The following is a 14760-nucleotide window of genomic DNA, read 5'->3' as shown; positions in this document are numbered from 1 at the left end:
TAGTGGTTAATTGTCATACATAATATATTGGTAAGAATCGAGAATTTATAACGATGTAAACATAAAGATTATTCTAATATAAACATGGAAATAGTCTTAAATAAGTTCTGAGTAAAGATTTATAAATTATGAGTTTTGAAATCTCGGCCCTCAAAGACACTTTAAATATGATCTCAGATTTCAAATATACTTGAAACAATGTATCAAACCTGAAAAATACCTGAAACAATATGTAAACCCCTAAAAACACTTATAAAAATATATAAAATCCTGAATACACTTGAAACAATATATCAAACCTGAAAAACACTTGAAACGATATCTTAAACCTGAAAATATTTCTAAACATTAATAAGATCTCTAACTTGAGACATATTCCAGACTAGAATTATAAATAATTAAGTTAAGAGTTAACGTAAATTATGAGTTGACGTAAGTTAAGAGTTAACGTAATTGAATGTACCTGATATGCCGCAGTCTGCTGATAATCTAAACTTATGACTTCGTACGTATATTCGAGTTTATAAAAGCCAATTTACAATCTATCATAATTGAATACTGATGCAGGTATGAAATTGACCATTAACAATAACAGCGCAAAATGGATGCAGCTCCCAAGAGATGTGCTTGTCGGGCATGGCGTGCTTGAGGAGATTGGAGATGTCTGCAGGGACCTGAAGATGAAAGGAAATGCGCTGATCGTGACCGGAAGTACTACAAAGAATATTGCAGGTAAGAGAGTCAGTAACCTCCTTGAGAGTGCAGGTTGTAGTGCGGAAATGGTTTTGACGTGCAAAGCTACTAAGGAAGAGGTCGAAAAGGTTATGGAAAAGGCTCTTGAGGTAGAGGCTAATTTTCTCCTCGGGGTTGGAAGCGGCAGGTCTATTGACCTTGCAAAACTTGCTTCGACCCGACTTGAACTTCCTTTTATTAGCGTGCCGACGGCAGCTTCCCACGATGGCATCGCATCTTCCCGTGCCTCAATTGTGGATAATGGGATAAGTACGTCTGCACAGGCCCAGGCTCCTATTGCCGTTATTGCAGATACGGAGATTATTTCAGCAGCCCCTTACCGCTTTCTTGCGGCTGGCTGTGGAGACATAATTTCTAATTATACGGCAGTACTGGACTGGGAACTTGCAAGCAGGCTCAGGAATGAATATTTTGGGGCATATGCTGCGGCTCTTTCCCGTATGGCTGCCCGGGTTATTATTGAGTGTGCGGATTCGATTAAGCCTGAGCACGAGACTTCGGCAAGGCTTGTAGTAAAGGCTCTTGTATCTAACGGAGTTGCGATGAGCATTGCAGGTTCTTCAAGACCCGCATCAGGCTCGGAACATATGTTCAGCCATGCCCTTGATAAGATAGCTCCAAAACCCGCGCTCCACGGAGAACAATGTGGAGTAGGGACGATTATGATGATGTACCTCCACGGAGGAAACTGGCAGGAAATCAGGGAAGCCTTAAAAAAGATAGGAGCTCCTGTAACTGCTGAAGAACTGGGTATAGAAGATAAATATATAATCGAAGCCCTGTTAAATGCACACAGCATTCGTCCAGAGCGTTATACAATTCTAGGTAGCGGCCTTAATCCTTCTGCTGCTGAGAAAGTTGCAAGAATCACAAAGGTCATAAATTAAAAAGTTATTCTTATTCAGTCTAAAGCCAAGAATGAACGCCTGTTCAAGATACCAGAGTTTAAGGTAGGTTTCAGTTCAGAAATCCAACAACCTATACCGGTTAAAAAATCCGGTTAATCTGGAGTCAATTTAATTTCCAATTAAAGAATTACTTAATTTCCAATTAAAGAATTACTTAATTTCCAATTAAAAAATTACTTAATTTCCAATTAAAAAATTACTTAATTTTCAATTAAAAAATTACTTAATTTCCAATTTAAAGAATTACTTAATTTCCAATTAAAGAATTATCTCAAATCAAACCTGATATTGAACTTCAAATTATTTTGGAATAGGCTCCATGTGGCCCCGAGAAATGGGGTACAGGCCCAAAAACAATTAAAAGGAAGAGTTATTATGACAGAAAGCGATACTAAAATAACACTTATCGGATCACGGCTTGCAAGGGAAGGACTGGAATTCATATTTAAAGGTGAGATGCCTGAATGTAAGAAATGCCGGCTGAAAAATACCTGTCTTAACCTTGAACCCGGACGCAGGTACAGAGTCGAAAAAATCCGGAACAAAGACATCCATGAATGTTTCCTGCATGATAGCGGCGTGCTTGCCGTAGATGTGAGCAAGGCGCCTATTCTGACTACGTTGGAGTCAAGAAAAGCAGTCGACGGGGCAAGAATTATGTATGAGCCTCCAAAATGTGGCAAGAGAGGATGTGAGATTTATGATATCTGTCACCCAGAGGGACTCTTAAAAGGCGATAAATGTAAAATTGTAGAGGTCCTTGAAAACCTTGATTCCAAGTGCGAAGCCAACTATTCACTGAAAAAGGTAAAACTGTCCTGGTGAATGTAAACAAACACATTTTAGTAATAGTAAGATTGATTATCAATTAATAAAAAAGGTAAGAAGCGGTGTTATAAGTGCCTGAACAAGAAATGAACCAGGTCCCCCCCTATGAATTTTATACCCAAAAGCGCTGGGAAAACTGGCTCGGACGGGCAAGAGAGAGCGGTTTCCAGATTAAGGAGTCGGAAGACGAAGCTGGAAAAGAAAGTGCAATATTCGTAAATATGGTTGATGATGTGATTCTGGCCTGCCTGAAAGTGGTTGCACGCTTTGATAAGGGTATGCTCTCCAGAGAAACAGCTCTGGAGATACTGGCTGAGATCCGGGACATTGTACTTTCCGATGTCGAGCCAATTTCTGAAGATATCAACCTTATGATCGACTCTGTCCAGACCTCTCTTATGGGGGCTCTTATCGCCTTCGAATGCTATGTTATGGGCGACTATGATGAAGGAACCGATATTGCAGAGCTTGTAAAATCAGCCATTGAGGCAGAATCCTCGGACGACCTTGAGCTTGCTCTTGACTATACTGCACAATGCGGTGCGCTCGTGCTGAAAGGAAATAGCTTGCCTGAAGAGGTTATGGCCGATCTTCCCTACGGCATTGTTGCAGAATGGCTTGACGGAATTGATTCCATCTCGGCTGCAATGGTAGGAAGCGACAGCTACAAGGAATTTGATGAAGAGGATGAAGAGGATATATAAACTATCCTAAACAAAGGATTCCGTTTCCAGTTTTTAGGAATGCGGAAGTCCTTTGAATATTTATAAAAAACAAACCTCGAAATAAAAAAAGTAACTTTCAAAATAAAAAAAGTAACTTTCAAAATAAAAACGTAAATCTTGAAATAAAAAAGTACTTTTTGAAATAAATATACTTAAAATACTCAATACTCTGCCCGAAAACTAATATTAGCTCAAAAATCAATTCAAAAAATTAAACGTTATTGATAAAAAGTGGTTAAAAAATTAAAATTTAAAGGTTACTTTCATTTCGAATTCCTGAGTTTCAGCTGACTTTTCCTGCCGCAACCTCATGTTTTTCGATTACTGTTTTGTATACTTCAAAAGTTTTTTCAGCTATGGTTTTCCAGTTATACCGCTTTTTAATAAGGTCGTAACCTTTCTCTCCCATTCGGTTGCGTCCAAGCCCTTCAAGGACATAATTAAGTCCCCAGGCGATAGAAGAGGGCTCTTTATGTGCAATAACGCCTGTTCTGAAATTTTCCACAAGGGCAACTGCGTCACTTGCAACTACAGGTTTCCTTGCGTCCCAGGCTTCAAGCACCACAATTCCAAAAGGCTCGTTCCGGCTGGGCACGCATACGAGGTCGCAGGCATTGAACCAGTCTATTACGGTATTATCCGGAGCGTACCCGAGGAAATTACAGGAATTTCCAATGCCAAGCCTATGAGCCTGATTTTCGCACTGAGAGCGCATTTCCCCCTCTCCTATAAGCACAAACTGTGCATTCCTTTTCTTCAGGACTCTAGCAGCAGCTTCCACCAGCAGGTCAGGTCCTTTCTGATAGGACATCCTTCCCGTGAAAAGCACTACTGGAAGACATGGATGGATACCATAGTGTCTTTTCACATCTCCGGGGTTGATCTGCCTTTTTATTTTTCCCACGTTTATGCCATTAGGAATTTCCCATAGCTTGTAATCGGGAATTTTGTAGATTTGCTTGATTTCTTCCTTCAATATGGTTGAGGTTATGATAATCTCCGAAGATTCATAGCCTCCAAGCCATTCTCTGTGTGATATTTCCTTTGCCTCCCACCAGTCTCCATGGCGGTTTCCGTTACGCCCCCATTCCGTACTGTGAAAGGTCAGTACAAAGGGCAGTCCAAACTGGGCTTTTATCCTGCAAAGCACATTTACAGGGTGCCAGTCGTGGCCATGTAGAACATCAAATTCTCCTGCACTTTCTCTCACCTCGAGGAATCGGCAGTACATACCATCACACATATGGTTCATCTGCTCAATGATTCCTCCATTTTGGTCACAGGCAATTTTGTGATAATAAACCCCATTTATTACCTCATCTTTGTTTTCATGGTCTCGTGTAAACAGGTGGACCTCATGCCCCTCTGCTGCAAGAGCATCAGATAGCTCGGACACGTGGGGTGAAATCCCTCCTACACGTATCGAATACAAACTTTCCCAGGCAAACATTCCTATTCGAATCTTTTTCATAAGCTCACTTATCCATTTTTATCAAAATGGGAGTTAAGGAGTAACAAAGAATGCAGGCTCCCCCTTGCCTTTCTAATAAGTAGATTTTTTAGTTTGCTGAATTCAGTCATATTACTAATTTCAAGTTTACTGATCTAGCTCGCCATAATTTTCTATAATTCTATGCCCCTTAAGCCTTCAACTGGCCGTATAAGCAAAAGGAGTATAACTTTAATTTTCGTGACATAAAGATAATTTTTGTATTAAGAATCTGGTTTTTTTATATTAGGACTTACGCAGTTAAAATGCCGAAAACTTGATATCTTTATAAATATACTTATGGCTTAGTGTTTCTCTAAAAACGTACGGAGTTATGGACATAAATCCACCTAAGTGTACCGACATTGACTACATTAATTTTCTCATTGCGGCTTCTAACGTTTTTAGCTGTACTGAAGCTGCTAGATGTTATCCAGACATAGCTAATGCTCCTTCTCATGATGCTTTTACTCGTTGCCTTCAAAGGCAACCTCCAGACACGGAAGCACTATGGGAGGAAGTAAAAAGTTATGTCAAGCTTAAGGGAGGATACCTAATTGTTGATGATTCAACATTAGATAAACCATACGCAGAAGAAATTGCTTTTGTTCGTCGTATGTGGAGTGGAAAACATCATCGTACTGTAAAGGGAATAGGCCTGGTTACCTTAGTTTGGACTGACGGTACAACCGTTATACCTATCGATTTTCGAATTTATAACATCGATGTAGACGACAAAACAAAGAATGACCATTTCCGTGATATGCTTGACAAGGCCGAAGAACGTGGTTTTAATCCCAAATTCGTTTTATTTGATACATGGTATGCAAGTGTGAAAAACCTTAAAGCCATTAGACAGAAAGAGTGGCATTTCCTTACAAGATTGAAAAATAATCGTTTGGTAAATCCTGACAACAAGGGAAATGTGCCACTTGAAACAGTAGATATTCCTCCAAAAGGACGTGTGGTTCACCTCAAAGCATATGGATTTGTAAAGGTGTTTAGGATAGTTTCAAAAAATGGAGACACGCAACACTGGGTTACAGATGTGCAAGAGATGGATGAAGCAAAACGTGAAGATTTGGCAAAGAAGTCATGGAAAATTGAGGAATATCATAGGGGAATAAAACAGTTCTGTGGTGTCGAAAAATGTCAGGCAAGAAAGGAAGAATCACAAAGAGCACATATAATGTTCTCATTAAGAGCTTTTCTTAGACTGGAATTACAAAGAATCAAAAGTGGAATATCCTGGTTTGAAAGTGCTATGAAAATTAGAAGAGTGGCAGTGACAGAATACTTAAGGAATCCCCAATACACGTTAAATTAATTCAAATATTTGAAAGTTTGGAAAAAACAATATGCTAGGAGCCAACTGCGTAACTCCTATATATTTTACTAACTTTATTCCTTTTTAATGGTAGATAAACATATCTGTAAATTTTTGTTACAATTTAATATAAAAATAAAAACAGTTTAATGGACTCATCTTTTTCAGTTTGTTTTACAAGCCTCATTCTCCATGCTTAAGTTCTTATCTCAAATAAGAGGCTGCCCTTTCCGGAGAAACCGTATTAATATAGGTTCCTGTACCGAGTTCAAAACCCGCATGAGCAGTAATCCTGGGGAGCAAACGGAGGTTCAGGTGATATTCAGGAGATTCGGAAAGCTGGTAAAACATATAATTAAAGGAAGGTTTTCCAAGAATTCGTCCATAACTTTTGAGAGTGGCTTTCAGAATATCCCCCAGAGCAAAAAGAAGTTTGTCACTACAATCACCAAGAAAACTGACATGTTTTTGGGGAAGGAACCACACTTCAAATGGTCCCATTGAGGAATAAGGAGTAAAGGCTATCCATTCGCTGTTTTTAGATATTAAACGTGGAGACGCCTTTTCCAGGTCATAAATGGCACAGTAAGGGCATTTCTCTATTTTTCTGATAACCTTCAATTCCCTTACTAGAGGAGAAGGACAAAACGGCAGGGCAAGAAGCTGGCTGTGAGAGTGGTTAATAGAAGCCCCTGCTTTTTCCCCGGAATTTTTAAACAGGGAAACGTAGCGTATATTTTCACGGGTTGCGTAATTACATGTACGGTCTCTATAGACCTGCATGAGTTCTGAAATTTCAGAATTAGAAAAGTCTTCAAGCCTTGTCCCATGCAAAGGTGTCTCTACGATAACTTCGTGAAACCCATACCCGGGTTCAGCCTGCAGCTCGTTTTCCTCCTGCTCTGGGGACTCAGGCACAGGTGAAAGGGCAGGATAAAGGTTAGGAAAGCAGCGGAAATCCCAGTCTCGTACCCTTTTTTCAGGGGTATCTGAATAGATTTTCCCATTTTTATAGACAGCAGTGGCAAGAGGGGTATTTTCCTCGGCTCCTCCGCAGAAAAAGCAGTTTTTAGAGCTGTGTTTCTCGCTGTTTTCGTCTGCGACTGCAAAATCCGAAGGCCTTTTAGCTCTTTCTTCGGCAATTATACAGTACTCGGAAAGAAAGTAATGCTTTCTGATTTCTGACATTTCAGGAAAACCTCACCATATTTCTTTTCGTTTTTCCTGATATTCATTTTTCCTGATATTCATTTTTCCTGATATTCATTTTTCCTGATATTCATTTTTCCTGATATTCATTTTTCCTGATATTCATTTTTCCTGATATTCATTTTTCCTGATATTCATTTTTCCTGATATTCATTTTTCCTGATATTCATTTTTCCTGATATTCATTTTTCCTGATATTCATTTTTCCTGATATTCATTTTTCCTGATATTCGTTTTCTCCTGATATTTTAACTTCTTTTTATCCTCTACCAGCAGTATTTTACTGTTTGCAGAACCGAGCCCCGCTTATCAGTTCATAATACTGTTCAGTAGGAGCTTTCCAGCCCATATCTTTTGCAAGGAGGAATGCTTCCCTGCAGAGGAGTTTATACTTTACCCTATCTTCTATGAAATTCCGTGTAAAATAACTGACTGCCAGGGCATAATCAAGGATTATTTCATAGTAGGAAAGACCGATATTGTCCACTACTATCACTCCTCCAAGCGCTTCTTTAAGGGACTCAATTGTCTTTATGGCATCACTGAAGCCGCATACCCGACTGACCACACTTGGGGTTCCTTCTTTTCCGGCTTCAAGCCCTGTGAGCAGGAAGGGATCATAACGCGAGGGAAAAATACCTGCACAGCAGCCTGCCATAAATTCCTCAACTTCCATACCCAACCCTCCATCCGAGCTTGAAAGAATCTGGGGGTATAAAAGTGCTGCAACCGAGCGTTTTCCCCTTACCATTTTCGAAAAATCCAGCCCCCTATCCTCAATCATCTGCTGGATTCTCAGTTCGTTTCCTACAAGCACTTCTTTTGGCAGGTTTACAGGAAATCCTGACGGAAGGTTTGTTTTTGACCCTTCAGCCGTAACAAGGAAACAGATTACCCTGATTTCCTCCTGCATATGCCCTTCGAGAATGTTATTTTTTATTATGTGCTCAAGCGCAACAAGGGAATCGAGAAGATCCGGATATCCTTTATTTTCCACCTCCAGACGAGAGATTGTGAAAATCGGGATTATCTTTTCGGGTTCGATCCTTTCCCCTCCATGGTACTTATACAGGTTTTCGGAAAGGAATTTTCTGATTCGTTTAAGGGAGCTTTCTTTAAGATCCCAGTCTATCTTGTCGGATTCTATGGTTATTCCGTTTCGGATCACAATTCCATTAATCCCATAAAAGAGCCTTGCTTCCTGTCGAGTCGATTCTCCTACTGCAGTAACCGTATCGGCATATGCAGCCAGCGCTTCAAGGGCGGCCAGGTTTTCAGGCACACCTGAAGGCCATGTGCTGTCATTATTCCTTCTTTTCTGGATAGTATTGTATCCTGCAGTCCTTCCAGGCAGAGTTGCGTGTAGAGTTGCAACAGTATTTACTGGAATTCCGAGTTTCTTAAGTCTAGCTGGCGCATAAAACACCCCAAATTCATGGCAGTGCAGAGAGACTCTTGGGCAGGGAATAGAACTATGAGTTGAAGCATGAGTTGAAGCTGCGTCGGGAATTTCGGAACTTTCCGAAGCTGTGCTTAGCAGGAGCCTGACAAGCTCTGAAACTGCATAGGACAGGCATAGGTAATGGGTATACTCAGGCCCGTTTGACATATTCTCGTATCTCAGGGAGTCAAGCCCAAGGTGCTCGTAGGCTTCAGATTTGATCCTACTTTCAAGGTTCATCTCATTTCCCTTATACATAGAGCGTATTTTTCCAAAATCAGAGGTTTGAAACTGCAAATAACCTATCTTCGTTCTCCCCACGAACTTGGATCCTGTAAACACCTTGATACCTGAGTTTTCAAGGGATTCAAGGCTTTTACGAAGTTCTTCGCCGGGGTTAAGGGAGTCAAATTCCTTCATCTCCGTAATTCGATTTAACCCCCGATTCCAGTCCGCGCCCCTGTGCGCATAATAAGGGCCCACAACAAGTATTTCTTTATCTTCTTTTGTATCCAATTGCCCCGAATCGAAAAGAGCAGCAAGGGTTTGTGCCTCTTCATGAATAACATTCCAGATCCCGCCCATTTTATTTGATTTAGGGCCTGCTTCTTCTCCGGCAATTATGACAAAATGCTTTCCCAAATTTAATCCCCCAGGGTCTTTTGTCATTCATTTATAGCCATTCAGTTATAGTTTATGTTTTAATTCACGTATAAGTATTAAAGTGTATCAATCAGAAGAGAAAGTTGTAAGGAATGTATTATGTGCGACTAGAAGATTGAAGTTTATGACTACGCCTGTTAAAAGAACTGGAGATAGATAAAGGTTAAAGAGAAAAAAGGAAAAATATAAAAAATGCGGGATCTGTTGAGAATATTGATAAAAAGCAGAACTCAGTATCAGTTTATTCTGATACTACGGAGTCGTTTATAAGCCTAAAATGTTGGCAGGTCTGAATGTTGGCAGGTCTGAATGTTGAGAAGCCTGAAATGTTGAGAAGCCTGAAATGTCGATGGGCCTGGATTTTTAATATGCTGGCGTTAATATAATATTTTCATTTTGTCAGCTTTTTGTTTTAATCCACGCCTGTTCTTCAGATCAGGGCCTGGTAGTAACCATTCTTCTTCACAACTTCGACCGGGAGAGAAAACAATTCCGAGAGGTTTGAGTCGGTCAGTATTTCCTGCTTTTTTCCATCCATGAAGATTTTTCCATTTCTGATGAGGATTACACGGTTAATTTCGGGAATGATATCTTCAAGGGCGTGAGTAACGAGAATAATGCTCTTTCCCGAGCCGGCAATTTTCCGGATAATTTCGCGGAAGCTGTGAAGGGCTTTGAGGTCAAGGCTATTTGTAGGCTCATCTAAAATAAGGGCTTCAGGGTCATGTACAAGGGCTCTTCCTATGAGTACCCTCCTGGCTTCTCCTGAAGAAAGTTCAGACATCATCCTGTCTTCAAGGTGGGAAATCTCAAGAAACTCAAGCACTTCCTTTGCTCTGGTTTCCATTTCAGGGGTAACTTCATGGTTATAGTAAATTCCTATGCTGCTGAAAAACCCTGAGAGTACGACATCCAGCACACTAACCTGACGGAAGTAGGTCTGCTGAAGGTCTCCTGAGACTATCCCGAGCAGTTTTCTTAGCTCAAAGACATTCCAGGTCCCTTTGCCCATGATATTCAGAATAAGCCCATCGGCTGCTGCAAGCGGGTGATATTCCTTTGTAAATGTCTTGATCAGGGAGGATTTTCCGGAACCATTAGGCCCGATAATTGCAACATGTTCTCCCTGCTCAATTGACAGGGACACCGAATCAAGGATTTTTCTCCCGCCTCTGACGACGGTTACATTTTTCATTTCCAGCAAGGAAGGAGAATCAGTCTTCCCTGAAAAGTCCACGTTTTGAGTCATTTTTACCATCTATCTGATAATCTGGATAAAAGTTTCATGAACGCTGCGAATCAAAATACCAACAGTTTTATATTTAACTCAAGTTTTTCGATGGATGTACCACCATACACTTTTAAATATAATTGTTTACAGTTTACAGCTAACTATTTTAAAATATCATAATAAGAAATACTAAACCTGAATAATACTAAACCTGAATAAATCTATGAGTACAACCATCTGAGTGCAATCATCTAAAGTACAATCATCTAAAGTACAATCATCTAAAGTACAATCATCTGAGTGCAATCATCTGAGTGCAATTATCTAAGTACAATCATCTAATAACTGTAACAAGTTCGCTTATATACTTACATCTATTTAATGTGTTTTCGTGTCCTAAATTATCTAAAAATTCTTAGTACGTATTTTCTAAAAATTATTAATCTCTATTTTAGTTTCTTGTTTTTGTTTCTTACGTATATATAATCTTATAATATAGTTTTCCTCTACCGGAAAATGGGGAGTTTTGGGAGGTTCTTTGTTGGAAGTCTACAATACTCGGGGTTCGTTCAGTTCTTATCTCTACGAGATACGTTTCATTATTCTTTTCTATGTAATCGGAGATTGGATCTCCACGGTTTGTGCCTTAAATCAGGGTACGGAATATAATCCTGTTCCGGCAATGATTCTGGAAAATTACGGGATATATCATCTTTTGCTTGTAAAAATAGGTTTTATTCTCCTGCTTTTTTATGCAGCTCCTTTGATAAAAACGTCGGGGGAAAAATGGTTTCTCACAAAACGTATTATAGAATCCGTTGGGGTCTTTGTAACAGCAAATAATCTTATGGTTGTCTGGTATGGGAATAGCCTTATACAGGCTATCGGGCTTGTCTGATTCAGTCATGCCTGCGTTACCTGCCTATTTTTTCCTTTTCTTATTACAAGGCTTACAGGCTGAACTGAATCTTTATTTCAGTCGGTTCCAGCTGATTCCAACCTATTACAATTAATTTTAGTTGATTCCAAATAATTTCAGTCAATTTCAACAAATTTTAACCAATCTCACTCGATTTCGACTGATTTAAGCTGATTTAAGCTGGTTTCAGCTGATTCCACCCTGTTTGATTTTCTCCCCGGGCATCCTTCTGGACATATCTTATTTTTCTTTCGCCCTGCACAATTTTTTCATTACCTGATTTTCGCATAAAGGAAACAGTCGTAATAATCTTCCCCTATGCGGTGGACTTTTTCCATTGTACCTTCTTTTTTGTACCCACATTTCTGAGCTACGCGCTCGCTTGCAAGGTTCCGGGTGTCCATAAGGATGATAATTCTATGTAAATCCAGTTGCTCAAACCCGATCTTTTCAAGCTGTTTTACAGCTTCGGTTGCAGTCCCTATTCTCTGATAATCTCTGTCAATGAAGTACCCAATTTCTCCTATCCAGGGTCTGTGCTGGTCGATCTTTATCCCGCAGGCTCCTACAAGTCTTCCGTAATAGAGAACGGAAAAATTGTACTCAAAGTTAGCCTTTCTTTTAGCTTCATTTAGACCCAGAAAATACCTTTCTTCTTCAAGTGTTTTTATAGGAAACTCAATGAATTCGAGATTTGTACGTGTAATTATGTCAAAGAAACATTTGGAATCAAAGAGTTCCTGAGGGCGAATTTTTACTTTGGGCATAAATATAAATTGAATTTCCTTATGAAAAATGTTTTCAGGCTCTATTTTTATTTATACTTTCTAATCATTTTAAAAATTTTTGAAAGTAATATCTAAGCAGAATCGACATGACTATGTCTAAATATAAATGAACTGTACATGTAAATAAAATGTAAATATATATAAATAAAATATAAGTACACCTCTTATTAAATAGAAAACTGTGGAACACAATATTATACCCAGGATGAGAGAGGAGCTATCCCTCAACGTTGATGAGAAAACAAAAGCCAGTTCGTCTCGCTTTTTTAAAGAAGAAATCCGCTGCTATGGAGTAAAGTCTGCGCTTGTGGGAAGAATTGCGAAAAATTACTATAATGAAATAAAGTCCGAAGACAAAAAAGAAATCTTTGACCTGTGTGAGGAACTTTTTCGGTCCGATTACTGCGAGGAAGCCTTTATTGCAGCCGATTGGGCTTACCTTATCAGAAATGATTACTCTGAGGACGACTTCTTTACCTTTGAGCACTGGATTGAAAACTACGTTAACAACTGGGCAAAGTGTGACACCCTCTGCAACCATGCAGTGGGCTCTTTTATAGAGAAATTCCCAGAGTATGTGGAAAAACTCAAGGTCTGGGCTCTGTCGGACAACAGGTGGGTAAGACGAGCGGCTGCAGTAACTCTGATCCTGCCTGCCCGAAAAGGCAATTTCCTTAACGAGGTTTTTGAAATCTCCGATCTCCTGCTCAAAGACGGAGATGATCTGGTCCAGAAAGGCTACGGCTGGATGCTCAAAGAAGCCAGCAAATCCCATAGGCAGGAAGTCTTCGAATACGTGATGAATAACAAAAAAGAGATGCCCAGAACCGCCCTCAGATATGCAATCGAGAAAATGCCACCAGATTTGAGAGCCAGAGCTATGGAAAAAAACTGGAAAAAATAAAGCTGAGTCCAAGAGAAATCATGGTAAATCATGGTAAATCATGGAAAACCATGGAAAATCATGGAAAATCATGGAAAATCATGGAAAATCATAAAAAATCATAAAAAATCATAGAAAATATTAGAAAATCAGGGACTAATCAAGGACGAATCCGAGACAAATCCACGGTAAGTCTAAAAAATTTTACAAAAATCACAAAATGTTATAGGAATCCAAAAATGAGAAAATATTAGAAAATTATAAGCGAAAAGTGATAGGTAGAAGGGAGTAAGGTCCTTTCCCTATACAATACCCCCATATTGTATCTTTGTCCCTTACTCCCCGGGTGTTCCCCTCTATTCCTGTATTTCTGCCTGCAACTCAATTCTGCAGGAGCTCATTCACACAATTTTGGTCTACGTTACAGTTAAAAGGATCTCTTCACAAGTATTTTGTTCTATTTACCCAGCCATGATACGAATTTAACACTTTTAACCGTTTTAATAATAACGCTCTTCCAAGCTCGATTTACTCTAAAAATTCTTTTAACTGTACATGGTTTTTAAGAGCCTTGAGTTTCATTTTTTGAGAAAAAATGTGAATGATCAGGGGGAATAGTAAGAAAACAGGCTGTTAAAAGTTTTATCTGATCATAAGAGGTATTCTCTGATTGATCTAATCAAAATGATTTTTACGCCTGGTTCTTAAACTCAAATCGAGGCGATTCTTCCCGCATCCGTTATAATATATCCATTTTCCCCATCGATTATATATCCCATTGCTTTCAGTTCCCGAAGATGGTTGTAAGTCATTCCTTTAGAAATTCCGGCAGTCGCCGCAATCTTGGTAACCGAAGAAACTCCGTTCTGGATCTCTTCAAGTATCAATTTCTTTGTTTCCGAGAGGTTAAAGCTCAACACCGGAAAATCAATCATGAAACTGTCTTCTTCGGTCACATACACAACTCTTTGTACCATATCGTTTCTTGCATACGCCCCAAAAAGCGCTCCAAAAGCTTGTGGCTTTCGTCCGCCAGACACATTTACAATTACCTGATTGCCACTGGCATGTTCCTGTTCAATCAATTCTGAAACGTCTTTTGCTACGCGCACAGTGTCATAAACAGACGTATACTTTTTCTCAACTTCGAGAGCATTTTTAAACGTTTTTTCGATCATTTCTTCAGACTGCACCTTCTTTTCAGGTGCCCCTTCCTCTGACAACAGTATAATTTTTGAAGGGGAAAGCCTGGTCACGCAGATGATTACAGGCTCAAGGGAATATATTGTAGAGATGAGTGTAAGCTTTGACATTAAATGCATTTATTGTTTGGGTGGAGTAGATGTTTTCCAATATATACCTCTATTTGATTCTTAATATTAAATCTTTATAATTATGACCCTATATAGAAATTTATATATTGAACCTTCGCTATAAAACTTTAAAGTTTATAATTCGTGGGTTTAATTTCAATTATACATGATTGTACTAGACAAAATCTCAAGTTTATTGTATTATTTTAAGAGGGTGTAATTTCTGTGATCGAAGCGATGAAAGAAATCGGTGAATATGTTATTGAAAAAATAAAAATTCAAT

Annotated in this window: 12 protein-coding genes; 6 read left to right on the top strand and 6 right to left on the bottom strand. The window is 39.2% G+C overall.

Annotation, left to right across the window (positions count from 1 at the left end; genetic code table 11):
- Positions 1 to 569 precede the first annotated feature (569 nt).
- From MSBRM_RS14085 to MSBRM_RS14075, 3 genes are all read left to right on the top strand, one after another.
- Positions 570 to 1640 carry an NAD(P)-dependent glycerol-1-phosphate dehydrogenase gene (locus MSBRM_RS14085; protein WP_048121251.1) on the top strand — a complete coding sequence of 357 codons (1071 nt, stop codon included), beginning with the start codon at positions 570 to 572 and terminating at the stop codon, positions 1638 to 1640.
- A gap of 396 nt (positions 1641 to 2036) precedes the next feature.
- A complete protein-coding gene (locus MSBRM_RS14080) occupies positions 2037 to 2486 on the top strand; it encodes a UPF0179 family protein (RefSeq protein ID WP_048121250.1) in 450 nt (149 codons plus the stop codon).
- Between the two features lie 74 nt (positions 2487 to 2560).
- Positions 2561 to 3193, top strand: a complete 633-nt coding sequence (locus MSBRM_RS14075) for a DUF2150 family protein (protein WP_048121248.1) — start codon at positions 2561 to 2563, stop codon at positions 3191 to 3193.
- A gap of 304 nt (positions 3194 to 3497) precedes the next feature.
- On the opposite strand, the gene MSBRM_RS14070 is transcribed toward MSBRM_RS14075, so the two are convergent.
- Positions 3498 to 4685 (bottom strand): glycosyltransferase family 4 protein, encoded by a 1188-nt coding sequence (locus MSBRM_RS14070; protein ID WP_048121246.1) that lies wholly within the window; start codon positions 4683 to 4685, stop codon positions 3498 to 3500.
- Positions 4686 to 5037: 352 nt separating this feature from the next.
- Between MSBRM_RS14070 and MSBRM_RS14065 the strand changes: the two genes are divergently transcribed.
- On the top strand, positions 5038 to 6030 hold the full coding sequence (locus MSBRM_RS14065) for an IS701 family transposase (RefSeq protein WP_048155834.1): 993 nt from the start codon (positions 5038 to 5040) through the stop codon (positions 6028 to 6030).
- A 204-nt stretch (positions 6031 to 6234) separates the two neighbouring features.
- Here MSBRM_RS14065 and MSBRM_RS14060 read toward each other — a convergent pair whose 3' ends face one another.
- The 3 genes from MSBRM_RS14060 to MSBRM_RS14050 all read right to left on the bottom strand — a co-directional run bounded on the left by MSBRM_RS14060 (position 6235) and on the right by MSBRM_RS14050 (position 10601).
- Complete coding sequence (locus MSBRM_RS14060) at positions 6235 to 7218, bottom strand: galactose-1-phosphate uridylyltransferase (RefSeq protein WP_048156086.1); 984 nt, start codon at positions 7216 to 7218, stop codon at positions 6235 to 6237.
- A gap of 301 nt (positions 7219 to 7519) precedes the next feature.
- A complete protein-coding gene (locus MSBRM_RS14055) occupies positions 7520 to 9322 on the bottom strand; it encodes a glycosyltransferase (RefSeq protein ID WP_048121242.1) in 1803 nt (600 codons plus the stop codon).
- 451 nt (positions 9323 to 9773) lie between these two features.
- Complete coding sequence (locus tag MSBRM_RS14050) at positions 9774 to 10601, bottom strand: ABC transporter ATP-binding protein (protein WP_141706496.1); 828 nt, start codon at positions 10599 to 10601, stop codon at positions 9774 to 9776.
- Positions 10602 to 11115: 514 nt separating this feature from the next.
- Between MSBRM_RS14050 and MSBRM_RS14045 the strand changes: the two genes are divergently transcribed.
- A complete protein-coding gene (locus tag MSBRM_RS14045; RefSeq protein WP_048123477.1) occupies positions 11116 to 11472 on the top strand; it encodes a hypothetical protein in 357 nt (118 codons plus the stop codon).
- Positions 11473 to 11765: 293 nt separating this feature from the next.
- Here MSBRM_RS14045 and MSBRM_RS14040 read toward each other — a convergent pair whose 3' ends face one another.
- Positions 11766 to 12260 (bottom strand): GNAT family N-acetyltransferase, encoded by a 495-nt coding sequence (locus MSBRM_RS14040; RefSeq protein ID WP_048156084.1) that lies wholly within the window; start codon positions 12258 to 12260, stop codon positions 11766 to 11768.
- A 202-nt stretch (positions 12261 to 12462) separates the two neighbouring features.
- On the opposite strand from MSBRM_RS14040, the gene MSBRM_RS14035 reads away from it, so the two are divergent.
- Entirely contained in the window at positions 12463 to 13185 is a 723-nt protein-coding gene (locus MSBRM_RS14035) for a DNA alkylation repair protein (protein ID WP_048156080.1), read from the top strand.
- Positions 13186 to 13874: 689 nt separating this feature from the next.
- Here the strand turns inward: MSBRM_RS14035 and csa3 are convergent.
- Positions 13875 to 14477: a CRISPR-associated CARF protein Csa3 gene (csa3, locus tag MSBRM_RS14030; protein WP_048156077.1), complete on the bottom strand. Its 603-nt coding sequence runs from the start codon at positions 14475 to 14477 to the stop codon at positions 13875 to 13877.
- Between the last annotated feature and the right edge of the window lie 283 nt (positions 14478 to 14760).

Source organism: Methanosarcina barkeri MS (assembly GCF_000970025.1).
GTDB classification, from domain to species: domain Archaea; phylum Halobacteriota; class Methanosarcinia; order Methanosarcinales; family Methanosarcinaceae; genus Methanosarcina; species Methanosarcina barkeri.
Note: the sequence above shows the minus strand (reverse complement) of the source record. Positions and strands in the feature narration are given on the sequence as shown.

What these genes read in the sequence shown, in the direction of transcription:
- MSBRM_RS14085 (WP_048121251.1), top strand. Translation starts at nt 570, where the DNA reads ATGAAATTGACCATTAACAATAACAGCGCAAAATGGATGCAGCTCCCA.
- MSBRM_RS14080 (WP_048121250.1), top strand. Translation starts at nt 2,037, where the DNA reads ATGACAGAAAGCGATACTAAAATAACACTTATCGGATCACGGCTTGCA.
- MSBRM_RS14070 (WP_048121246.1), bottom strand. Translation starts at nt 4,685, where the DNA reads ATGAAAAAGATTCGAATAGGAATGTTTGCCTGGGAAAGTTTGTATTCG.
- MSBRM_RS14065 (WP_048155834.1), top strand. Translation starts at nt 5,038, where the DNA reads ATGGACATAAATCCACCTAAGTGTACCGACATTGACTACATTAATTTT.
- MSBRM_RS14060 (WP_048156086.1), bottom strand. Translation starts at nt 7,218, where the DNA reads ATGTCAGAAATCAGAAAGCATTACTTTCTTTCCGAGTACTGTATAATT.
- MSBRM_RS14050 (WP_141706496.1), bottom strand. Translation starts at nt 10,601, where the DNA reads ATGGTAAAAATGACTCAAAACGTGGACTTTTCAGGGAAGACTGATTCT.
- MSBRM_RS14040 (WP_048156084.1), bottom strand. Translation starts at nt 12,260, where the DNA reads ATGCCCAAAGTAAAAATTCGCCCTCAGGAACTCTTTGATTCCAAATGT.
- csa3 (WP_048156077.1), bottom strand. Translation starts at nt 14,477, where the DNA reads ATGTCAAAGCTTACACTCATCTCTACAATATATTCCCTTGAGCCTGTA.